The sequence below is a fragment of the Paraburkholderia aromaticivorans genome, assembly GCF_012689525.1.
In the GTDB taxonomy this organism is placed as follows: Bacteria; Pseudomonadota; Gammaproteobacteria; order Burkholderiales; family Burkholderiaceae; genus Paraburkholderia; species Paraburkholderia aromaticivorans_A.
In genome coordinates, this window is sequence record NZ_CP051515.1 from 2,684,695 (window position 1) to 2,707,063 (window position 22,369).

Below are 22,369 nucleotides of genomic sequence, written 5' to 3' on the forward strand. Positions count from 1 at the left end.
ACAGATACGCTCGATGCTGCATGTGGCGAAGCGCGAGGAGCATCGATGATAGCGCTAAGAAAACCATTTTTGGTTTTTGGCTTAGCCAGAGTCGAAAAAATTGCCAGTCGGACGTGATGCAGCAAACCCGCTCATCTGCATTTAACGGCAGGTTATGCGAAAACTTTAACTCGCCGCTGATCGATTGAAACGCGCGAACACGTGAACCGCGCGTTGTAATGTCGCGCGACAGTCCGAGCTTAATGACGTCATTCGGAAGTCGTCAGCGCCGCTTCTAAAGAAGACCCGCGCCGATGCCGATAAACGATCTCTTGCCCAAGCCGCCGCCGGTGGTCGAGGGCAGCGTCGCCGGATGCCGCGCGGCCTGTCTTCCGGGCAATCGAAGAGTCGGACAAGAAACAGACAATGCGCTTGAGCAAAACAGAGTGGATGTGGGTGGCCGTCGCGGCCGGATCGATTGCGTGCTTCGGCGGCTGGCTGCAGGGCGAAATGAACCGGGCCGCGCTCGCGCGCACCGAGCGCGAGACGCAGGACATGCGCGGCACCTGCGCGGGCATGTCCGCGCAAGACGCGCAGATGATGGACAAAGGCGAACTATGGTGCGGCGAGGTCGGCGCCGGGCGCGCGGATTCGCTGAGCAAGGAGTAAACGGAGTAAATGGCCGGCTTTTAGTCCGCCTGCACTCGGGCGTCTTGAGTCGCGCGTGATTCGGGCAAGCGCGGCAATACAGACGCAATTAGCCAACTTCATTACTAGGCGATTACAAATCCGAAGCGATCAGCCTATCCCATGCAATACGCACCGCAGCCGCTTTTGAATCTCCACCACATTCAGGCTTTAAAAGCTATCCTCATGCGCCATCCGGTGTTTCACTAGCTACCCAATCTTTTTGAACTGATAAGCTTGGCGCGCGCTGCTGGCCGCCCCGGCTGGCAGCTTCAACCCAAGCCCGGTCGTGAGTCGCGCCGGGTGCCCCGCAGCGGCACAATCGCATGCGGGCGTATTTGAACTACACGAGGAGTTAAACAGTGAAAAAACTGCTAGCGGCTTTGACGGTTGCTCTGCTTGCTACCGTCTCGATTGGCGCACACGCTAAAGATTGGTCGACCGTCCGTTTCGGCGTTGACGCCAGCTATCCCCCGTTTGAGTCGAAGGGCTCGGACGGCAAGCTCGTTGGCTTCGACATCGACCTCGGCAATGAAATCTGCGCGCGCCTGAAGGCCAAGTGCGTGTGGGTGGAAAACGACTTCGACGGCATGATCCCGGCCCTGAAGGCGAAGAAGTTCGACGGCGTGCTGTCGTCGATGTCCATGACGCCGCAACGCGCCGAGCAGATTGCCTTCTCGAACAAACTGTTCAACACGCCGACGCGCCTCGTGGCGAAGAAGGGTTCGGGCATCCTGCCGACGGCCGACTCGCTCAAGGGCAAGACGGTTGGCGTGGAACAAGGCACGATCCAGGAAACCTACGCGAAGACGTACTGGGAAGCGAAGGGCACGAAGGTCGTGCCGTATCAGAACCAGGACCAGGTCTATGCCGACTTGCTGTCGGGCCGTCTGGACGCAGCGCTGCAAGACGCGGTGCAAGCTGAAATCGGCTTCCTGAAGACGCCGCGCGGCGCCGGCTTCGACTTCGTCGGCAAGAACCTCGACGATCCGAAGATCCTCGGCAACGGCGCAGGCATCGGCATGCGCAAGGAAGACACCGATCTGAAGGCGAAGGTCGACAAGGCGATCGCCGACATCATCAAGGACGGTACGTACAAGAAGCTCGAGAAGAAGTACTTCGACTTCGACGTGTACGGCGGCTAAACCAGCCATGCGCGTCTGACGACGCGCTTGCCGGTTTGCAGAAACGGGCTCCGCCACAGGCGGAGCCCGTTTCATTTGCGGCGCCGCATAAAACCACACACTGCGTCATATCGGCTAAGATCGTGCGATCGAGGCGCCCAGGAGGCGCCGCCCACCGGCCCACGAATGACCGGCCGTCAAGCAAGTTTCCCCACTGTTATCAACGAGATAGCGCGGCGCGCCCCACTTGGCCGCGGATTTGAAAACCATGCAAACCCAAACCCATCCGCTGATTGCCCCGACGCTCGGCACCGCCCGCGACCTCATGAGTTTCCACTACGGTCCCGGCGGCGGGCAGAAGATCTATATCCAGTCGTCGCTGCATGCCGACGAGTTGCCCGGCATGCTGGTGTCGTGGGCGCTGCGCCGCAAGCTGGCCGCGCTGGAAGCGGCCGGCAAGATTCGCGGCGAAGTCGTGATCGTGCCGGTGGCCAATCCGATCGGCCTGAATCAGCACTTTCTCGGCCATCTGACGGGACGCTTCGAAACCAACACCGCGCAGAATTTCAACCGCAATTTCCACGATCTGTCGGCGCTGGTGCAGCCGGTGATCGAGTCGCGCCTGAGCGACGATCTCGACGCCAACCGCACGGCGATCCGCACGGCGATGCGCGAAGCGCTCGACGCGCAGAAACCGGCAACCGAACTCGAATCGCAGCGCCTCGCACTGCAAAAGCTCTCGTACGACGCCGACGTCGTGCTCGATCTGCATTGCGACTGGGAAGCCGCGATGCACCTCTACACGAACCCGGATCTGTGGTCGGAAGTCGAGCCGCTCGCCTGCTATCTGGACGCCAAGGCGTCGCTGCTCGCGCTCAATTCGGTGGGCAACCCGTTCGATGAAATCCACAGCTTCTGCTGGTCGGATCTGCGTGGCCGTTACGGCGACCGTTTCCCGATTCCGAACGGCTCGATCTCGGTCACGATCGAACTGCGCGGCCAGCGCGAAGTGTCGTACGAGTACGCCGAGCACGATGCCCAGGCGATCATCGAATATCTGACCTCGCGTGGCGTGATCGACGGCACGGCCGCTCCGCTGCCGCCGCTCGAATTCGCCGCCACGCCGCTCGCCGGCGCGGAGCCGATCGTCGCGCCGATGAGCGGCGTGCTGGTGTATCGCTGCGAAGTGGGCACCTGGGTCGACGTCGGTCATGAAATCGCCGATATCGTCGACCCGTTGACGGAGCAAGTCGTCACGCTGAAAAGCAGTGTGGCCGGCGTGCTGTACGCACGGCATTTGACGCGCTTTGCGACGGCCGGGCTGGAGTTCGCGCGCATCGCCGGCGCGAAGGCGTTCCGCAGCGGCTCGTTGTTGAGCAACTAAGGCGCATCGCGGGCGGTGCCGCTTTTATCGCGCAACCCACCCGTAAAGGCTTGAACCGAAACGCAAATCGCCCGCTGGGTCAGCGGGCGATTTGCATTGAAACGTCATGTGTCAAACGCTGATCAGAAGGCCGGAATGATCGCGCCTTTGAATTGCGTATCGATGTACTTGCGCACTTCGTCCGACTCGTACGCCGCCACCAGCTTCTTCACCCACGGCTGGTTGCGGTCCTGCTCGCGCACCGCGATCAGATTCGCGTACGGGCCTTTGAGGTCCTCGATCGCGATCGCGTCCTTGGTCGGCTGCAGGCCGGCCTTGACCGCGTAATCGGTATTGATCGACGCCGCGTCGAGATCGCCGAGCGCGCGCGGCAGCTGCGCGGCGTCGAGTTCGACCAGCTTGATCTTCTTCGGATTCTCGGCGACATCCAGCGGCGTCGCGTTCACCCCGTTCGTGCCGACGCCCGGCTTCAGCTTGATCACGCCGTACTTCTGCAGAAGCAGCAGCGCGCGGTTGCCGTTGGACGGATCGTTCTGGATGCCGACCTTCGCGCCTTCCGGCAAGTCCTTGAGCGACTTGAGTTTCTTCGAATAGAAGCCCATCGGCGACACGTAGGTCAGGCCGACGTTGACGATCTTGTAGCCGCGCTGCTTGATCTGGCTGTCGAGAAACGGCTGGTGCTGAAAACCGTTGGCGTCGAGGTCGCCCGCGTCGAGCGCGGCGTTCGGCTGCACGTAATCGTTGAATTCGATGACCTTGACGTTCAGACCTTCCTTCGCCGCCACTTTCGTCACGACCGTCCAGATTTGCGCGTCCGGGCCACTCATCGTGCCGATCTTGATTTGTTTGTCGTCCGCGTGTGCGAACGTGGCCGTCAGCGAGACGGCGGCGATAGCGAGCAGATTCTGGATGATTGTCCGGCGTTGCATGCGTTGCCCCAGATGGGATGTGTTGGTAGGCGCGCATCGTCGCATGCGGCCGCGGCGCCCGAAAACCAATCGTTTTTCACACGCTTATGCGCGATCCGGAAAAAGCTTATACGCGCATGCCCTGCGCGATTTGCGCCGGCGGCGCTATGTAAGTGTCGCGCCGGCGCGACAGATTTCAAAAATAAGCGATCCTGTCACATACCTTACTCTGCGTTCCCTTAAATTGCGGGCCATCACACGACCTGACCGAAGAGTTGGGCGTGACGATCGCTTAATTTTTAATCGGAGAAGTCCTTGAACAAGAAAATATTTGCCGCCGCTACTCTCGCCGTCTTCGCCACTGCCGCCCACGCGCAAAGCAGCGTCACGCTGTATGGCTTGATCGATGCCGGTATCAGCTACGTGAACAACTCGAAGACCGCAACGGGTCACGACAACCTCTTCAAGTACGACGACGGCGTTGCCCAAGGCAGCCGTTGGGGCCTGCGCGGCACGGAAGATCTGGGTGGCGGCCTGAAGGCGCTGTTCGTGCTGGAAAGCGGCTTTAACAGCGGCAACGGCACGCTCGGCCAGGGCGGCGCGCTGTTCGGCCGTCAGGCATATGTCGGTCTGTCGAAGGACGGCATCGGCTCGCTGACGTTCGGTCGCCAGTACTCGTTTTCGACGGACTACCTGGGCGGCAACTACTCGACCGGCGGCCAGACCGTCGCGGGTAACTACGCTTACCACATCAACGACGTCGACCAGTTGACGTCGAGCCGTATCAACAACGCAGTCAAGTTCAGCAGCGCGAATTTCTCGGGCCTGACCTTCGGCGCGATGTACGGCTTCTCGAACCAGGCTGGCGCATTCGCCGGCGCACCGACGGTCGGCACGACCGCAGGTTCGTCGCGCGCTTATAGCTTCGGCGTGAACTACGCAAACGGCCCGTTCGGCGTCGGCGCGGCTTACACGGACATCCGCTTCCCCGCACAATCGACGCCGGCGTTTTCGACGGCCATGGCCAACGTGACGACGGGCACCGTGCGCGATCTGCGCACGTTCGGCGTCGGCGGCCGTTACACGATCGCCGCGGCAACGCTGTGGGCGTTGTACACGAACACGCGCTTCGAGCCGATCACGGGCGGCACGACGACGTTCGCCGCCTATGAAGCAGGCGCGAAGTACGCGTTCACGCCGGCTTTGACGGCAGGCGCGGGCTACACGTACATGCACCTGAGCAACGCGAACACGGGCCACTGGAACCAGGCGGACCTGAGCGTCGATTACGCGCTGAGCAAGCGTACGGACGTGTATGCACTGGGTATCTACCAGATCGCTTCGGGCCACAACGCGGCAACGGGCGATGTGCAGGCGCAGATCGGTTCGAGCACCAGCTACTTCAACACGTCGGGCACGGGCTCGGACAACCAGCTGGCATTCCGCGTCGGTATCCGTCACAAGTTCTAAAGCGAGTCTCTCTCAGCGGGAATGCGAGTTCCCTGCTGGATCGAGGTTCTGGAAAAAACGCCCTGCGAGGCGTTTTTTCTTTTTGGGCGAGCGCTGTTTCATCCGGGATTAGTCGCCCCGTTGGTTCTGGCTTTCGATCACGGCACCAAGCCATGCGCGAGCAGGTACGGCCAGACGGATTGGTCCTCGTCGACGATAACGGCGTATTGTTTACCGATGCCGCGACGCTTGCCTGCGTCGTCGCCCGCGAACACCACGCACACGACAGCGCGTGCGAACCTCGGAGCCTTTTCAAATGCAAACGACGCAAATATCCGACTCTGCGCTAGAACCGCGTGCCGCACGCAGCGCGCGATCCGGTAGCGAGCAGCATGTGCGGGAAGAACTGGCCGCGCTTTACCGGCTCGTCGCGCATTTCCGCATGACGGACATGATCGACACGCACATTACCGCTCGCCTGCCGAGCGCGCCGGGTGAGCCAGCCGCTTTCCTGATCAACCGCTATGGCATCCTGTTCCACGAGATGCGCGCTTCGGATCTGGTGAAGATCGATCATCAGGGCAAGGTCGTCGACGAGCGCGCGCACACCGAGCCCGCATTGTTTCGCGTGAACGCCGCGGGTTTCACGATCCATTCGGCGATTCATGCCGCGCGGGACGATCTGCATTTCGTGATCCACACGCACACGGCCGCCGGCACCGCTGTATCCGCCCAGGAACAAGGCCTGCTGCCGATCAGCCAGCATGCGTTGAAGTTCTACGGCAAGCTCGGCTACCACGATTACGAAGGCATCGCGCTGGAACTCGGCGAACGCGAACGTCTGGTCCGCGATCTCGGCACCTGCAAGGCGATGATCCTGCGCAATCACGGGTTGCTCGCGGCAGGCGCCACGGCCGCCGAAGCATTCCATGAGATCTACTTCCTCGAACGTGCCTGCCAGGCGCAGATTCAGGCGCTGGCCGGCGGCAGCGCATTGCGCATCCCGCCGCGCGAAGTCTGTGAACTGACCGCGAGCCAGTTCGCTCGCGAAGATTCGGCGGAAATCGCGGAGCTGGCGTGGCAAGCCGCGCTCCGGCTGATCGACGACCCGACATCGGATTACCGCGGCTAGCCCCATTCTCTCCTGGCATTGCCTTTGCGCTCAGCGCCGATGTCCGGGCTGAGCGCCGCCGCCCCCACGACCCAACACCGCAACATGCGCGCGGCGTGAGTGCGGCCGACTGTCAGTGAGACGCCACAAAATCGTCGATCTTCGCGGCGGACGAGAGCGCGAACGACGCTCGCATGTCTCGAGCCACATCGACTGGCGAGCGGCCGAAAAAACGCTTGAATTCGCGGCTGAACTGCGACGGGCTCTCATAGCCGACCCGCGCCGACGCCGACGCCGACGCGGCAGTCAGGCCGTCGCGGATCATCATCAGGCGCGCTTGATGAAGCCGCGTCGACTTGATGTACTGGATCGGCGAAGTCTGCGTGACGGCTCGAAAATTGGCATGAAAAGCCGGCACGCTCATGCCGGCTTCGTCGGCGAGACGGCTGACATCGAGCGGCTCGGCGAAGTCCGCGTGGATCCAGCGTAGCGCCTTCGCCACCCTGCCGAAGCGGCCTTGATGAGCGAGCGCCGCTCGCATCGCCGCGCCACGCTCTCCGCTTTCTCGCCGAGCACGGCAAGAGCGCGCCGATCAAACGGGCGGCCGATCCACGGGAAATCGCCGAAGTGATTGCCTTTCTGGCGTCCGATAAGGCCAGCTATATCGTCGGCGCAGTGGTGATGGCCGATGGCGGCATGAGCGTGGCGCTCAAATAATCCATGGCCCGCGTTCGTTAACCCATTGGCCTCGATCAAGTTCGCATTACTGATCTAGCAAAACCGCTGGAAGGCGGCGCGACGGAACAATTCGAGTCGCGCCGCCACTACTTGGTTCACCCGACCAGCAGCGTCGACTTTAAAGGGACGGCATTCGCCAGATTGTAGAAATTGGGAGAAGTGGCCATCACAGCGCTGTGGATTTCAGCGAACTGTTCCTTGGTGCCGCTGCCCTTGATACGAACGGTGTAGCGCAGGCTCTCGTAGCCGTTGGCCACGTTCGGATCGAGCCCAAGAAATCCTCTCAGGTCGATGTCGCCCTCCGTTTCAATTTCGAGAGATTGAAGCGTGATCCCGCGCACAGCGCACTGCGCCACGTAACCCACCGTCATGCAGGCGTTCAGCGCCGCGATCAGATGCTCCTGAGGATTGGCGAACTGGTTCGAGCCGCCGAGTTCGAGAGGCTCGTCGATATTGATCGTGAATCGACGCGACACGTCCTGCCCTCCGATCGCGAATCCCTTGACCTCGGAGTGACTGCGGGCCTGGCCTTGCCAGGTCGTCGCCACGCGCCAACTGGTGTTGGCTTTCGATGCATCGCCCTTGACGCCCTCGATCAGGGAAAACAGATCGTCGACATTGAGGCCGTTGACGATATTGGATTCTTTGGTCTGTGCATTGGCATTCATATTCCATCTCCTGGACAAACGTGGATTGTTCAGCTTCGGAAAATCTCTGTGCAGAGTGGCGAGCGCGGTCTGGATGCGCATGCCCTGGTCTGCGTGATGTCACTGTCGCTACCGGCCCAGAACCAGGCGGCTGACCTGGCATTCCGGTGGCTCAAATGTACGATTGGGAGACGCGGCGTTCTATGATCAGGTCGCCGTAAGATATGACCGAGACGCCTGAACAGGTTTGACGCGTGTGAATGAACGTTGCATCGGGCATGGCACGGGGCACGCTGAAGGTGGCCGTTTGAAAGATCGTCGAGCGCACTGTCTACGTGATCTCGTGTGCGAGCGCAGCAATCGACCATGCTAGGCTACGCGTAGCGATCGCCCCAGATGGTAGATTCCGACGTCAGGCAGGGAAAGGAAACACCGAAAGTTCACGTTGCCCGAATATCCGCGTCCGCTCGCTCGTTTAGTCAAAACGCAGGCGATATAAGGTGGATCGATGATCGACGCTCAACAGCGTATTGTCCGGCAGCTGCGCCTGTGCGTCGCGCTATGCGGCTGCGCCGCGGTGGCCGGCTGCATGGTCGGTCCTGACTACCGCTCTCCCCCCGCGCCGGCTACCGACACCTACACCGCCTCGCCACTGCCCGAGCAAACGGCCTCTTCGCCAGGGGCGGCCGGCTTGCCGCAACGCTTCGTGCCGGGACAGGACATTCCCGCCGCCTGGTGGGCGCTCTTTCATTGCGAGCCGCTCGATACGCTGATCCGTCAAGCTCTCGTCAACAGTCCGAACATCGCCGCGGCGCAAGCGGCATTGCGGCAGGCGCGCGAAAACTTCTCGGCGCAAGCCGGCGGCACTCTTCTGCCCAGCGTCGATGCGCAACTCGGTGCCACGCGCCAGAAATTGAACGGCATCACGTTCGGCGAGCCCGGACTCGTCGAGGAATTCAATCTCTACAACGCATCGGTGAACGTGTCGTACAAACTCGACGTGTTCGGCGGCACACGGCGCGAACTCGAAGCGTTGCACGCGCAAGTCGATTACCAGCGCTTCCAGTTGCAGGCGGCCTATCTCGCGATGTCAGCGAACATCGTGACCGCGGCCGTCAAGGAAGCGTCACTGCGCGCCCAGATCGAGGCCACCGAGCGGATCGCCGCGGAAGAAGAGGAGCAATTCGGCGTGCTCGGCAAACAGTTCGAACTGGGGGGCGTGGGCCGTACGGCGGTGCTCGCGCAGCAGACCCTGTTGGCGCAGACCCGCGCGACGCTGCCGCCGCTGCAGCAACAACTCGATCAGGTGCGTCACCAGCTCGCCGTGCTGGCCGGCAAACTGCCCAGCGACACCGCCTTGCCCGAATTCAGGCTCGAGATGTTTTCGTTACCCGAGACTCTGCCTGTCAGCCTGCCGTCGGCCCTGGTGCAACAGCGGCCCGACATTCTGGCCGCCGACGCCGTGCTGCATCAGGCCAGCGCGCAAATCGGCGTGGCCACCGCCGCGATGTATCCGCAGATCACGCTGTCCGCCAGCTACGGCGCCGAGGCCCTGACGCCGGCGCAAGTGTTCAAGGCGGGCAGCACGATCTGGAGCCTCGGCGCAGGCTTGCTGCAACCGGTCTTCCACGGCGGGCAACTGAGCGCGCAGAAGCGCGCGGCGGAGGCGGCGTACGAGCAGGCCGACGCGCAATACCGCGAAACGGTTCTGCTGGCGTTCCAGAACGTCGCGGATTCACTGCGCGCGCTCGATCACGACGCGACCGGTCTGAAAGCGCAAACGGAGGCGTGGCGCGCCGCGAACGATTCGCTGGAACTGACGCGTGGGCAGTATCGCGTCGGTGGGGTGAGCTACCTGTCGCTTCTCGATGCCCAACGCCAGTACCAGCAAACGGTGGTGAGCCTCGCGCAGGCGCAGGCCGCCCGCTACGCCGACACCGCGGCCCTCTTCCAGGCGCTCGGTGGCGGCTGGTGGAACGCCGCCGCGCCGGCCAGCGCCGCAACCGCGCATTGACATAGCCCGGCAGGACGCTCGCTGCACCGCTCTTTGCAACACGCTTCGCCCAATGCCGTGCAAGGACATCACGATGACCGAACGAAAACCGATGACAAAACGGATGGTGATCATGCTGATCTGTGTCGGCCTGCTGCTGGCCGCGCTCGTCGGCTTCAACGTGTTCCGCGCGCACATGATCGCCAAATTCATGTCGGGCAACGCGGCGCCGCCCGCCACGGTCTCGTCAGTCGTCGCCCGCTATCAGCAGTGGCAACCGCAGCTTGCGGCGGTCGGCAGCCTGCGCGCCGTGCGCGGCGTGGATGTCACCACCGAAGTCGCGGGCCTCGTGCGCGAAGTCGCATTCAGCTCCGGACAGGAAGCGAAAGCCGGGCAGGTTCTCGTCAGACTCAACGCCGACAGCGACGTGGCGCTGCTCCGGTCGCTAGAGGCGTCAGCCGAGCTCGCGCAGACGGTCTACACGCGCGACAAGGCGCAGTACGACATCAAGGCGATCGCCAAGGCGCAGCTCGACGCCGACGCCGCCGACCTGAAGGTCAAGAAAGCGCAAGTCGCGCAACAGGCCGCGCTCGTCGACAAGAAGACCATTCGCGCGCCGTTTGCGGGACGCCTCGGCATCACCACGATCAATCCGGGGCAGTACATCAATCCGGGCGATGCGATCGTCACGCTGCAGGCAATCGATCCGATCTACGCCGATTTCTACCTGCCGCAGCAGCAACTCGGCCAGCTCGCGATCGGCCAGACCATCGTGGTCGACACCAATGCCTACAGCGGGCAAACGTTCGTGGGCAAGATCCAGTCGGTCAGCCCGAAAGTCGACAGCACGACGCGCAACGTGCAGATCGAAGCCAGCGTGGACAATCGTGAGCGCAAGCTGCTGCCGGGCATGTACGCGAACGTGAAGATCGACGCGGGCGCCGGACAGCGCTACCTGACGCTGCCGCAAACCGCCATCACGTACAACGCCTATGGCGCGACCGTGTTCATCGTCAAGCCGGGCACGCAACGCAATGCGCAGGGCAAGGCGTTGCCCGTCGCGCAGCAGGTGTTCATCACGCCTGGCCCGACGCGCGGCGATCAGGTCGCGATCCTTAAAGGCATCGACGTCGGCACGCAGGTCGTGACGAGCGGGCAGCTCAAACTCAAGAACGGCACGCCGCTCGTCATCAACAACAGCGTGCAGCCGACTGACAATCCCAACCCGACGCCTCAGGAACAATAGAGAGGCCACGCGATGACCTTCACCGATCTCTTTATCCGGCGGCCCGTGCTGGCCTCAGTGGTCAGCCTGCTGATCCTCGTGCTCGGACTGCGCTCGCTGGCCGCCCTGAAAGTCAGCCAGTATCCGCAAACCGAAAACGCCGTCGTGACGATCAGCACGGCCTACTACGGTGCGAACGCCGACACCATCGCCGGCTTCATCACGCAGCCGCTCGAGGCGGCGATTGCCCAGGCGCAAGGCATCGACTACATGTCGTCGACGAGCAGCACCGGTGTGTCGACCATTATCGCCACGCTGCGCCTGAACTACGACGCGAACCGTGCGCTGACCGAGATCAATACGCAGATCGGCTCGGTGCGCAACCAGTTGCCGCCGCAGGCGCAGCAACCGGTGCTGACGGTACAGACCGGGCAGACCACCGACGCGATGTACATGGGCTTCTACAGCGACGTGCTGCCGAGCAACAACGTCACGGATTACCTGTTGCGTGTCATCAAACCCAAGCTCGATTCGATCGAAGGCGTGCAGACCGCTGAAATCCTCGGCGGCCGCCAATTCGCGTTGCGCGCGTGGCTCGATGCGACGCGGCTCGCCGCGCACGGCGTGACGGCAGCCGACGTCTTCACGGCGCTCGGCAACAACAACTATCTCGCGACGCTCGGCACGACGAAAGGGCAAATGGTGAGCGTCGATCTGAACGCGGGCACGGACCTCCATACCGTCGACGACTTCAAGCAACTCGTCATCAAGCAGAAGAACGGCGCGATCGTGCGCCTCGAAGACGTCGCCAACGTCGTGCTCGGCGCCGACAGCTACGACTTCAACGTCGCGTTCAGCGGCAAGCGTTCGGTGTTCATCGGCATCAAGGTCGCGCCGGACGCCAATATTCTCGATGTCGCCAAGCGCGTGAAGGCCGTCTTTCCCGGCCTGCAGAAGCAGTTCCCGACCGGCATGACGGGCGAGATCGTGTATGACGCGACCGATTTCGTCAACACGGCGATCGTCGAAGTCATCAAGACGCTGGTCGAGACGCTGCTGATCGTCAGCGCGGTGATTTTCCTGTTCCTCGGCAGCTTGCGCGCGGTCATCGTGCCGCTGATCGCGATGCCGTTGTCGCTGATCGGCACGTTCTTCGTGATGCAGTGGCTCGGCTATTCGATCAATCTGCTGACACTGCTCGCGCTCGTGCTTGCGATCGGGCTGGTGGTGGACGACGCGATCATCGTCGTGGAAAACGTGGATCGCCACATGAAGGAGGAAGGCAAGGCGCCGTTCGAAGCCGCGCTGATCGCCGCGCGTGAACTCGGCGGGCCGATTGTCGCGATGACCGTCGTGCTGATCGCGGTGTATGCGCCGATCGGTTTTCAGGGCGGCCTGACGGGCGCGCTCTTCACCGAGTTCGCCTTCTCGCTGGCTGGCGCGGTGACGGTGTCCGGCGTGATTGCGCTCACGTTGTCGCCGATGATGTGCTCGCGCTTCTTCCGTGCGGAGCAGGAGTCGGGGCGCTTCGCGCGCTTCGTCGACCGCCAGTTCGAACGCGTTCATCGTGGCTACGGCCGTCTGCTGCACGCGACGCTCGACACCTGGCCCGTGTTCATCGTGATGGGCGCGCTGCTGCTCGGCGGCACGATCTATTTGTTCATGACGTCGAAATCGGAACTCGCGCCCGAGGAAGATCAGGGGATCGTCCTGTCGCAAATCCAGGGGCCGCCGAACGCGACCATCCAGCAGATGCAGATGTACGCAGACCAGGTATTCAATATCTCCAAAGCGTTGCCTGAATACTCGCAGATGTTCCAGCTCACCGGCGCGCCGACACTCAACCAGGGGATCGGCGGCGTGCTGTTCAAGACATGGGACCAGCGCAGCAAAGGCGCGACCGCGTTGCAGCAGGAATTGCAGCAGAAATGGAATCAGATTGCCGGCGCGCGCGTCGCGGCGTTCCAGTTTCCGCCGCTGCCGGGCTCGCAGGGCTTGCCGGTGCAGTTCGTCATCAGCACGACCGAACCGTTCGAGAACCTCAACGAGGTCTCGCAAGCAGTTTTGCAACAAGCCCGCGCGAGCGGGATGTTTTTCTTCGTCGACAGCGATCTCAAGCTCGACAAGCCGGAAGCCACGCTCGTCGTCGACCGCGACAAGGTCGCCTCGCTCGGGCTCTCGCAGAGTGACGTCGGGCAAGCGCTCGGGTCGGCGCTCGGGGGCGGCTATGTCAACTACTTCTCGATCGCCGGGCGCTCGTACAAGGTGATTCCGCAGGTATTGCAGACCGACCGCCTGAATCCTTCGCAGGTGCTCGATTACTACCTGCGCACGCCGGACGGCAGCGTCATTCCGGCTTCGACGATTGCGCACCTCGAACACAACGTCGTGCCGGAATCGATCAACCACTTCCAGCAACTCAACTCGGCGACGATCTCCGGCGTGATCGTGCCAGGCGTGTCACAGGGCGAGGTTCTCGATTTTCTGCGCAAGGCGACCGCGCAAGCCGCACCCGCGGGTTATTCGGCGGATTACTCGGGGCAATCGCGGCAGTTCGTGCAGGAGTCCGGCGGTTTCGTCGTTACGCTGCTGTTCGCGACGATCATCGTGTTCCTTGCGCTTGCGGCCCAATTCGAAAGTTTCCGCGACCCGATCGTGATTCTGGTATCGGTACCGATGGCGCTGTTCGGTGCGCTGATCTTCATCAACATCGGCTTGACGACGCTGAACATCTATACGCAGGTCGGGCTCGTCACGCTGATGGGGCTCGTCAGCAAGCACGGCATCCTGATCGTCCAGTTCGCCAACGAACTGCAGCACGCCGGCCGATCGAAGCGCGACGCTTTGGAAGAAGCAGCCGGCGTGCGGCTGCGCCCGATTCTGATGACGACGGCGGCGATGGTGCTCGGCGTCCTGCCGCTCGTGGTCGCCTCGGGAGCAGGCGCCGCGGGCCGCAATGCAATGGGCCTCGTGATCTTCACGGGGCTGTCGATCGGCACGCTCTTCACGTTGTTCGTGGTCCCCGCGATGTATATGTTTCTCGCCGCCGATCATCATCAGGACGCTGGCGTGGCGAAGGCGGGTTAAGGCCGTACCGCGCCTCACTCAAGCCGCGCCGAAGACGGCGGATGTTTTACCCATCAGTGGTTAACATATGTTGCATTAAATATTTTTCTGGCAACATATGTATCAGACCAGCCGCGCAGGCGCGCAAAGACTGGTTCTCACCACGATGGGGTAATTGCTATGAAACACAGGCTGCTGATGGCCCTCGCGACTTTTGCCGTTGTTTCGACCAGCGCTTCAGCACAGGAGACACAGTCGACCCTGGCAAAAATCCAGAGCGGCAATTCGGTTTCGATCGGTCACCGTGAAACGTCCGTGCCGTTTTCGTACGTTGATACGAATAATCAGGTGATCGGGTTTTCCCAGGATATTTGCAACAAAATCATCGATGCGGTGAAGGCCAGGACTGGCCACCCCGATCTGCACGTCCGCTTCATACCCGTTACCTCGCAGAACCGCATTCCCCTCGTTCAGAACGGCACCGTCGACCTCGAATGCGGGGTGACGACGAACCTGACGTCCCGGCAAAATCAGGTCGCGTTTTCCGACACGTTCTTCGTTGCCACGACGCGTCTCCTGACGCGCAAAGACTCAGGCATCAAGGACTTCGCGGACCTGGCCGGCAAGACCGTGGTAACTAACCAGGGAACCACCTCCGAGCGTCTCCTCAGAAAAATGAACGAGGAGAAAAAGATGAACATGCAGATCATCAGCGCGAAGGATTACGGTGAAGGCCGTGTCACGCTCGAAACCGGCCGCGCCGTGGCCTACATGATGGACGACGTCCTGCTAGCCGGAGCGCGCTCGCTGACGGCGAGGCCCGCCGATTGGGTCCTGGTGGGAACGCCTCAGTCGTCCGAAGCGTATGGCTTCATGCTCCGCAAGGATGACCCGGAGTTCAAGAAGCTGGTTGACGACGTCATGATTCGCGTCATGAAAGGCAGTGATATCAAAACCCTGTACGACAAGTGGTTCATGAAGCCGGTACCGCCGAAAGGCATCAATTTTGATTTTCCCATGAGCGAGGCGCTGGAAAAGTTGTACGCCGCGCCAAACGACAAGGCCTTTGATTGAGACGGGGCGACGCTGCGGCGGGCGACCCCGCCGCACAATCGACCACGCTGCTTCCGGGGAACGCCTAAACTGAGTGGGTGCGCCGGTCCGGACGACTTCGAACGCGGCCGATCGGGTGTCGCGCGAAGCCGTCCCAGAGCAGTTGTAGACTGCTTTGCCGGTCAGCCAGGTTCGCACGATCTGCGAGGGCATACCGTCCGCATTGGAGACACCATGACCACCCACTCAATGGCAGAGAGTGCCGATACCGGCATCGTCACCGTTGCAAGCGCGCGCTCCGGTGCCGCGACGGCCGAGCGCCTCCAACAACTGATCCGGGAACGCGGGCTAACGCTTTTCGCCTGCATCGATTTCAGTGGCGACGCCGAGCGAGCCGGGCTCGCGCTAGGCTTCAGCCAACTCGTGATATTCGGCAACCCGAAGGCGGGCACGCCATTGATGCAACGCGCGCCAACCGCGGCGCTGGATCTCCCACTCAAGGTGCTCGTCTGGGAGGATGCCGATGGCTGTACGCGGTTGTCATTCAACTCGATCGAGTATCTCCGCCAACGTCATGGCCTTCCGGATGATTTGATGAAGCCGGTCAGTGGCGTGGCCGCTCTGGTGGAGGCAGCCGCAGCGCATTAAAGCCTTGAAGCGCGGCTCCGTTGTTCTGGGCCGGCCGCACTCAGCGAGCCGGCGCCGAACTGATCCGGGCGGCGATATCCCGGCTGACCGTGGCGAGGGCTCTGCTGTAGGCTGCCACCAGCGCATCGTAATCACCGCTGGAACAGGGCTCACGCACCGTGGTTCGACCGGTTAGCGGCGAGCTTTTTCCGGGCGGCGATACTGACCACAGCGCGTCGACCGCGACTGCATCGCCGAGCGTGGCATCAAAGCGCTGCACATCGATCCGCACGCGATAAGCCGTCGCATCTCCAACTATCGGGTAAGCAGACACGCGCGGGCTGTTCAGCATCTGTGCGAGATCGGCGGCGATCACATGCGGAATCTGACTCTTCAGCGGCTCCGCCCAACGGGCGAATTCGTTGATATTGACCTGATTGGCACCGGCACGAATCACGATCTGCGGGCGGTCGACAAGTTCAGGCACCGTGACCGCCCCGACCGCAGCCCTTGTCGCTCAAAGCCGGCCTGGGTCTATCGCTGATGGTGATGCTGACCACCGGCACCGGCCTGCTGCTCATCCCGATGTTGCGTTACTACCCGTTCAGCGCCGTGCTGCTGATCGTATGGGGCTGTTCATCGCCGTCACCCTTTACGCCTGCCTGGTGTTGCAGCTTCTCGATCAACGACGCCGCGCGCCGCGGCAATCCGAGGCTTTTGAGTCGCCATAAAAGGAGATTGGGCCATGACAACGTCAGATATCGAAACCGAAGCGTCCACCGCAAGCGGATGGCGTTTCAAATTGGGAATTTTCATCTTCGTCTTCGCTTTCGCGTTGTGGCTGCTTCTTCCGCTCGCGGCTTCCATGGGGGTGCCCGGGGCGCGCATTGCGGCACTGACGGGAACGGTGTTCGTCGCTAACAAGGTCTTGCTGGTGACCTGTATCGCGGTGATGGGCAAGGCTGGATTTCAGCAACTCAAGACAATCGTTTTCGGTCACGCGAAGCGTTTGGCGCCCACCAAAACGGTCGGCCCGACTCGCCACGCCATCGGGCTGGTGCTGTTCAGCCTGCCCTTGATCTGGGCGATGCTCGAGTCTTATGTCGACCAGTTCTGGCCGGGGTTCAGACCAAACATCTGGCAGCTTCAGGTGCTTGGCGACCTCATGTTCATCGGGAGTTTCTTCGTGCTGGGTGGTGATTTCTGGAGCAAGATCCGCGCGCTGTTCGTCCGCGCGGCATAGGTGGTGAACGCTTGCAGCCCGTGAGCCGGCGAAAGGTCCCGTAACTTTAGGCATTCGAAGTCTGGTACGCTGCGCCCTTTGCCACCGCTTGCATGCGACTCGATGGAAACCCCCTTCAATGATCGTGGCGTGTCGGTCACGCGCAACGCACTCTCGTCCGCCGGCCAGGTCTTTCCGCTGCGCGATATCGTGGACGTGCGCGTCGTCACCGTGCCGAAAAACAAGGTCTTGCCGCTGACGATTTCGCTGCTTGGAGTCGCCGGCGTTATTGTCGGCGCGATATTGCGCTCGCCGGTGGGCATGGTGTGCGGCACGATGCTGGCCGTGGTCGGCTGGCTCACCTGGCTGACCCAGGACATCACGCATCGTCTGATGGTGCAGACGGCGAACGGCGATCGCGAAGCGCTGTCGAGCGTCGATCGCGATTTCGTCGAACGCGTTTGTGTGGCCGTGAACGAGGCGAAGGCCACAGCGGCGGCGCCGAAGGTTTGATGCCGTGGTTCGCCGCTATGTGTCGCTATTTTGGCGCGATAGCACGCCACACGCAGCCTGCGCGTTAACACAATTTTGATTCGCCGCGCGGCAGCTTTTGCGCGTCCTTGAGACGCGTGTCGCTAGAGTGGACGGGTGTCAACAACGCGCGCCGCCCGCCGGGTCGGCGCAACCCTATGCACACGTCTGCCGCTACGTCCGATCTTCCCCTCACGCGTACCTCGCGCACCCAGCGCACGCCACAAGCGCCGCGCCTGCCCCGCCGCACGCATATCGTCGTGCCGCTCGTCATTATCGACGTCACCGTGCCCGGCACGTCGTCGGCGAACGGACGGCGCGCGTTGCACGCCGCGCTCGGCGACGATCTGCGTCTCTATGTCGTCACCATCGACCAGCAACGCGAGCGCGTGACGTTCCGCGTCGAAGTCACCTCGCGTACCCTCGAAGACGTGATCGGCCTGCTGACCGTCAAACTCGATCGCGCCACGCTCGGCCGCGCGCAAGCGACCGTGATCCGGCGTCCGCGCGACTATTGATGTAGATCGACCCTTGCACGGGCCGGTTGCCAGCCGCGCCCGCGCCTTCACACATCTTTGCAATTGCACTCGAGCGGCGATGTAGAGTCGCCGCTCCTGTTATCGCGTGTTCCCTCCCGCAGTTTCGCAAGCGACCCGGTTTCATCGATCACGCCGCGGCCAATCCAGCGCGATTGCCGTTCGTGCCGTCCGCCTCGCCGCTTGCGATGCCTCGCCTTCGTCAGGGACCCGCCTTTTTGCAAAGCGTGTGATCTATGTTCCTGTCGTCTCTCGATGCCGCGCGCCGGCATTTGCGCCTCAGCCGGCGTCGTTTCAGCGCGGCCGCGCTTGTCGCCACCGGCGCGCTTGTCGCGCTCAGCGGCTGCGCCGCGACCTTCCCCACGCCCACGCCGCCCGCGCCGGCTGCCTCCCTGATCAACGGCGGCCAGGACGGCCTGCTGATTCCGCTGCAAGTGGAGCGCGTCGACGCGGGTCACGCGCGCCTCGGCCTGCCGATCCAGCTCGACGGCAAGGCGGTCTATGTCGCACTGGATACAGGCACGCAAGGCGTGCGCGTACTGAAGTCGGTCCTGCCGGCCACGGACTATCCGAACGCCGGTCCGGTGAGTTCACTGCCGTTGGCGAACGGCGCACAAGTCTCCGGCGCGGCCGTAAAACTGCCGATAAGCCTCGCGGGCACGAAGTCGGCGCAGATCGACGCGCAAGCCGTCAAATTGGTGAACTGCCAGCCCAACGCCCGGCGCTGCGTGGGCATGGATGGCTACACCGGTGAATTCGGCTGGGCATTCTCAGGTCTGTTCGGCATCGGCGCGGCGCAACCGGACGACACCTGCTGCACCCAACCGCTGCGCGCACTACCCGGCAATATCGGCCAGCGCTATCTGGTGCACTCGAACTTTGCGAAACCTTACCTGGTGCTGAGTCCGTCGAGCGCGATCACGAAGGACTACACGATGGTGCCGATGACCGTCCTGCAAGACGGCACGGCGCAATGGCCGCGAGGTTGCGTCAACGTCGGCGACAAGATGACTTTTTGCGCGCCGCTGGTGTTCGCCACGGCCAGCACCGACATGATTCGCGTCGAAATGGACAAGGCGCCGAACTGGACCGGCGACGACGAAGTCGGCAAGGTGCTCAATCAAGGCAACTACAACGCGGCGCTCGGCACGGGCAAATGGGTGCATCGCTATGAAGGCGCGCAAGTGACGATCGTCAAGGCGAAACCGGGCGCCGACCGCATCGTGATCGGCCTGATGGGCATGCAGAATATCGACGTGCTGTTCGACTTCCCGCACGGCCAGATGGGCCTGCGCGCCGCGAGCGAGGTCGAAAAGCTCGCGCAGTAACCGCGGCGGCTGTCGACAAAAAGGCCGTGCGATTCAACAACAATCGCACGGCCTTGTCACTCCGAGACTGAAACGAGGCAGCCGTCCGCTATTCGATATCCAGCGGATTCACATGCCAGATGTTGCGTGCATATTCACCGATCGTGCGATCCGACGAAAACTGCCCCATGCCCGCCACATTCTCGATCGCGCTTTCCGTCCACGCGCGCTTGTCGACGAAGCGCGCGTCCACCTCGTCCTGCGCCTTGGCGAACGCGGCGAAATCGGCGAGCACCATGTAGTGATCGCCCCAATCGACCAGCGTGTGGAAAATATCCGAGAAGCGCAGCGGATCGTCCGGCGAGAAGAAGCCCGTGCGAATCTGGTCGAGCGCCATGCGCAGTTCGACGTTCTCTTCGTAGATTTGCCGCGGCCGGTAGCCGGTGGCGCGCAGGTTGTCCACTTCGTCGGCGGTATGGCCGAAGATGAAGATGTTCTCGCGGCCCACCGCGTCGCAGATTTCGATATTCGCGCCGTCCATCGTGCCGATCGTCAACGCGCCGTTGAGCGCGAGCTTCATGTTGCCGGTGCCCGATGCTTCCGTGCCGGCCATCGAAATCTGCTCCGACAGATCGGCGGCCGGAATGATCAGCTCCGCCACGCTCACGCCGTAGTTCGGCACGAACACCACTTTCAGGCGGTCGCCGACCAGCGGATCATGATTGACCTTTTCGCTGACGTCGCCGATCAGCTTGATGATGGTCTTCGCCATCCGGTAAGCGGACGCGGCCTTGCCGGCGAACATCACCACGCGCGGCACCCAGGCGCGCTCGGGATTCGCGCGAATCTGGTTGTAGCGCACGATCACGTGCAGCACGTTGAGCAGTTGCCGCTTGTATTCGTGAATGCGCTTGACCTGCAGATCGAACAGCGCATCCGGATCGAAATGCAGTTTCGTGTGATGTGCGAGACGGTGCACGAGCCGCAGTTTGTTCTGCCGCTTTGCTTCACGGAAGGCCTCGATAAAGCCGCTATCCGTGCGCAGGTTGCGCAGTTGCTCCAGTTCGAACAGATTGCTGCGCCAATGCTTGCCGATCTGCTGATCGATCAGCGACGACAGCGACGGGCTCGCCTGCGCGAGCCAGCGGCGCGGCGTGATGCCATTGGTCACATTGGTGAAGCGGTCCGGATAGATGCGCGCGAAGTCGGCGAAGATATCGCGCGTCATCAGTTGCGAATGGAGCTTCGACACGCCATTCACCTTGTGGCTCGCGACGATCGCCAGATACGCCATGCGCACACGCCGCTGCCCGTATTCGTCGACGAGCGAAATGCGGCGGATCATCTCGGCGTCATGACCCGATTGTTCGCTGACGTGCTTGAGAAACTGCGCGTTGATCTCGAAGATGATCTCGAGATGCCGCGGCAGCAGCCGCGCGAGCAACTCGACGTCCCACGTTTCGAGCGCCTCGGGCATCAGCGTGTGGTTCGTGTACGAGAAGATCTGCGTGACATGCTTCCACGCCTTGTCCCACTGCAGATGGTGGACGTCCACCAGCAAACGCATCAGCTCGGGAATCGCCAGCACGGGGTGCGTATCGTTCAGATGCACCGCCACTTTCTCGGAGAAGCGCCCAAACGTGCTGTGCGTGCGCTGATAGCGGCGAATCAGATCCTGCATGGTCGCCGAGACGAAAAAGTATTCCTGGCGCAAACGCAGTTCGCGGCCCGCCGGTGTCGAGTCGTCCGGATACAGCAGGCGCGAGACGTTCTCCGACATGGTCTTGGTGTCGACCGCGTTGCGGTAGTCACCACGATTGAACGCGCCGAGATCGAGCTCTTCGGCGGCGCGTGCCGACCACAGGCGCAGCGTGTTGGTCGCGTCGGTCGCGTAACCTGGAATGACGGTGTCGTACGCGGTGGCGTTCACGTGCTGGGTGTCGATCCATTCCACATGTTCGCCGCGCTGTACCGTGCGGCCGCCGAAGTGAACCATGTACGTGACTTCGGGCCGCGGAAACTCCCACGGATTGCCCGCGCGCAGCCAGTAGTCCGGCGCTTCGACCTGCTCACCGTTGACGATCTGCTGACGGAACATGCCGTATTCATAACGGATGCCGTAGCCGAAGCCCGGAATGCCGAGGGTCGCCATCGAATCGAGAAAACACGCCGCGAGCCGGCCGAGACCGCCGTTGCCGAGCGCGGCGTCCGGCTCGATATCGGTCAGCGCATCCATATCGACGCCCAGACTCGCCAGCGCTTCCTTCACCTGGTCGTGGATGCCGAGAGCGAGCAAGGCGTTCGTAAAGGTCCGGCCGATCAGGAACTCCATCGACAGGTAGTAGACGCGTTTCACGTCCTGTTCGTATTGCAGGCGCGTGGTCTTCATCCAGCGTGCGACCAGCCGGTCGCGCACGGCGAGCGCCGCGGCGTGCAGCCAGTCATGCGGATGCGCGGTGACGGCGTCCTTGCCGACGCCGTACATCATGCGATTGGAAATTGAGCGCCGTAGCGCGTCGACGGTACTGTTGAGCTGGTCGAATTCCAGATCGACGGCTGTCATCGAAGCCTCCGGGGAAAAAAGACGCGGCATACGCGAACCGCACAGATGACGGGCGGGAGGCGCGAGCCGGTCAGGCGGGTTAAGAAACAGAGTAGGACATTTTAAGGCCACCGGACACCGGCGAGCGCGAACGCCTGTTACGCACATGCCATGCCCGCCGACATCAGCCGGCGCGGCGCTTTTTCGCACGCGCGAGGTGCAAGCCATGTGCGCGTGGCA

Annotated in this window: 19 protein-coding genes and 2 pseudogenes; 16 read left to right on the forward strand and 5 right to left on the reverse strand. The window is 62.3% G+C overall.

Going from position 1 to position 22,369, the window contains the following annotated elements; translation table 11 throughout:
* Nucleotides 1–405: 405 nt before the first annotated feature.
* The 3 genes from HF916_RS23870 (at nt 406) to HF916_RS23880 (ending at nt 3,174) form a co-directional block, all read left to right on the forward strand.
* On the forward strand, nt 406–648 hold the full coding sequence (locus tag HF916_RS23870) for a hypothetical protein (RefSeq protein WP_168791254.1): 243 nt from the start codon (nt 406–408) through the stop codon (nt 646–648).
* Between the two features lie 380 nt (nt 649–1,028).
* Nucleotides 1,029–1,811, forward strand: coding sequence for an ABC transporter substrate-binding protein (locus HF916_RS23875; RefSeq protein ID WP_168791255.1), 783 nt, complete (start codon nt 1,029–1,031; stop codon nt 1,809–1,811).
* 247 nt (nt 1,812–2,058) lie between these two features.
* A complete protein-coding gene (locus HF916_RS23880) occupies nt 2,059–3,174 on the forward strand; it encodes a succinylglutamate desuccinylase/aspartoacylase family protein (RefSeq protein WP_168791256.1) in 1,116 nt (371 codons plus the stop codon).
* Nucleotides 3,175–3,296: 122 nt separating this feature from the next.
* On the opposite strand, the gene HF916_RS23885 is transcribed toward HF916_RS23880, so the two are convergent.
* Complete coding sequence (locus tag HF916_RS23885; protein WP_168791257.1) at nt 3,297–4,103, reverse strand: MetQ/NlpA family ABC transporter substrate-binding protein; 807 nt, start codon at nt 4,101–4,103, stop codon at nt 3,297–3,299.
* 294 nt (nt 4,104–4,397) lie between these two features.
* Here HF916_RS23885 and HF916_RS23890 point away from each other — a divergent pair, with 294 nt between their 5' ends.
* A complete protein-coding gene (locus HF916_RS23890; protein ID WP_168791258.1) occupies nt 4,398–5,552 on the forward strand; it encodes a porin in 1,155 nt (384 codons plus the stop codon).
* Between the two features lie 295 nt (nt 5,553–5,847).
* Nucleotides 5,848–6,663, forward strand: coding sequence for a class II aldolase/adducin family protein (locus HF916_RS23895; protein WP_168791259.1), 816 nt, complete (start codon nt 5,848–5,850; stop codon nt 6,661–6,663).
* A gap of 112 nt (nt 6,664–6,775) precedes the next feature.
* Here the strand turns inward: HF916_RS23895 and HF916_RS23900 are convergent.
* Nucleotides 6,776–7,201: pseudogene (locus HF916_RS23900) on the reverse strand (helix-turn-helix domain-containing protein); the annotation flags it as partial.
* Nucleotides 7,202–7,203: 2 nt separating this feature from the next.
* Here HF916_RS23900 and HF916_RS23905 point away from each other — a divergent pair.
* A pseudogene (locus tag HF916_RS23905) lies at nt 7,204–7,359 on the forward strand (SDR family oxidoreductase); the annotation flags it as partial.
* A 116-nt stretch (nt 7,360–7,475) separates the two neighbouring features.
* On the opposite strand, the gene HF916_RS23910 reads toward HF916_RS23905, so the two are convergent.
* Entirely contained in the window at nt 7,476–8,129 is a 654-nt protein-coding gene (locus tag HF916_RS23910) for an OsmC family protein (RefSeq protein WP_240975485.1), read from the reverse strand.
* A 406-nt stretch (nt 8,130–8,535) separates the two neighbouring features.
* On the opposite strand from HF916_RS23910, the gene HF916_RS23915 reads away from it, so the two are divergent.
* From HF916_RS23915 to HF916_RS23935, 5 genes are all read left to right on the forward strand, one after another.
* Nucleotides 8,536–10,041 carry an efflux transporter outer membrane subunit gene (locus HF916_RS23915; protein WP_168791260.1) on the forward strand — a complete coding sequence of 502 codons (1,506 nt, stop codon included), beginning with the start codon at nt 8,536–8,538 and terminating at the stop codon, nt 10,039–10,041.
* A gap of 73 nt (nt 10,042–10,114) precedes the next feature.
* Complete coding sequence (locus HF916_RS23920) at nt 10,115–11,266, forward strand: efflux RND transporter periplasmic adaptor subunit (RefSeq protein ID WP_168791261.1); 1,152 nt, start codon at nt 10,115–10,117, stop codon at nt 11,264–11,266.
* Nucleotides 11,267–11,278: 12 nt separating this feature from the next.
* Nucleotides 11,279–14,332, forward strand: coding sequence for an efflux RND transporter permease subunit (locus tag HF916_RS23925; RefSeq protein WP_168791262.1), 3,054 nt, complete (start codon nt 11,279–11,281; stop codon nt 14,330–14,332).
* Nucleotides 14,333–14,509: 177 nt separating this feature from the next.
* A complete protein-coding gene (locus tag HF916_RS23930) occupies nt 14,510–15,385 on the forward strand; it encodes a glutamate/aspartate ABC transporter substrate-binding protein (RefSeq protein WP_431311435.1) in 876 nt (291 codons plus the stop codon).
* 213 nt (nt 15,386–15,598) lie between these two features.
* Nucleotides 15,599–16,012 carry a DUF302 domain-containing protein gene (locus HF916_RS23935; protein ID WP_168791264.1) on the forward strand — a complete coding sequence of 138 codons (414 nt, stop codon included), beginning with the start codon at nt 15,599–15,601 and terminating at the stop codon, nt 16,010–16,012.
* Between the two features lie 40 nt (nt 16,013–16,052).
* On the opposite strand, the gene HF916_RS23940 is transcribed toward HF916_RS23935, so the two are convergent.
* Entirely contained in the window at nt 16,053–16,478 is a 426-nt protein-coding gene (locus tag HF916_RS23940) for a PqiC family protein (protein WP_168791265.1), read from the reverse strand.
* Between the two features lie 62 nt (nt 16,479–16,540).
* On the opposite strand from HF916_RS23940, the gene HF916_RS51535 reads away from it, so the two are divergent.
* The 5 genes from HF916_RS51535 (at nt 16,541) to HF916_RS23970 (ending at nt 19,608) form a co-directional block, all read left to right on the forward strand.
* Nucleotides 16,541–16,912, forward strand: a complete 372-nt coding sequence (locus tag HF916_RS51535; protein WP_277352291.1) for a hypothetical protein — start codon at nt 16,541–16,543, stop codon at nt 16,910–16,912.
* The gene (locus HF916_RS23955; RefSeq protein ID WP_240975486.1) at nt 16,794–17,234 is read left to right on the forward strand and encodes a transporter suffix domain-containing protein; all 441 of its coding nucleotides are present in this window, start codon (nt 16,794–16,796) and stop codon (nt 17,232–17,234) included. The genes HF916_RS51535 and HF916_RS23955 overlap by 119 nt, the downstream gene beginning before the upstream one ends.
* Nucleotides 17,235–17,336: 102 nt before the next feature.
* Nucleotides 17,337–17,726: a DUF6232 family protein gene (locus HF916_RS23960; RefSeq protein WP_168791267.1), complete on the forward strand. Its 390-nt coding sequence runs from the start codon at nt 17,337–17,339 to the stop codon at nt 17,724–17,726.
* A 176-nt stretch (nt 17,727–17,902) separates the two neighbouring features.
* Nucleotides 17,903–18,262 (forward strand): hypothetical protein, encoded by a 360-nt coding sequence (locus HF916_RS23965; RefSeq protein ID WP_168791268.1) that lies wholly within the window; start codon nt 17,903–17,905, stop codon nt 18,260–18,262.
* A gap of 254 nt (nt 18,263–18,516) precedes the next feature.
* Nucleotides 18,517–19,608, forward strand: a complete 1,092-nt coding sequence (locus HF916_RS23970; protein WP_168791269.1) for a hypothetical protein — start codon at nt 18,517–18,519, stop codon at nt 19,606–19,608.
* 88 nt (nt 19,609–19,696) lie between these two features.
* Here HF916_RS23970 and HF916_RS23975 read toward each other — a convergent pair whose 3' ends face one another.
* Nucleotides 19,697–22,150 carry a glycogen/starch/alpha-glucan phosphorylase gene (locus tag HF916_RS23975; RefSeq protein ID WP_168791270.1) on the reverse strand — a complete coding sequence of 818 codons (2,454 nt, stop codon included), beginning with the start codon at nt 22,148–22,150 and terminating at the stop codon, nt 19,697–19,699.
* Nucleotides 22,151–22,369: the final 219 nt, after the last annotated feature.